The 226-nt window shown below is 64.2% G+C and carries 1 protein-coding gene; it reads left to right on the plus strand.

Translation table 11 applies throughout. The features are described from left to right. On the plus strand, nucleotides 1–226 hold a 226-nt coding region (locus G3I42_RS17665), incomplete at both ends, for a lysophospholipid acyltransferase family protein (RefSeq protein ID WP_164287099.1).

Here is a 226-nt window from a genome sequence, read left to right on the forward strand (position 1 = left end):
AGCGCGACTGGCGAGGGATGGAACATATTCCGGCCGATGGCGGCTTTATAACTGCGGTCAATCACAACTCGTATCTGGACCCGCTCTCGTACGGGCACTTCCAGTACAACACCGGCCGGGTGCCGCGGCTCCTCGCGAAGGCGGGGCTCTTCAAGACCCCCTTCGTCGGGATGATGCTGCGGGGCACCGGCCAGATCCCCGTGTACCGCGAGACCACCAACGCGCT

The sequence above is a fragment of the Streptomyces sp. SID11385 genome, from assembly GCF_010548245.1.
Lineage (GTDB): Bacteria > Actinomycetota > Actinomycetes > Streptomycetales > Streptomycetaceae > Streptomyces.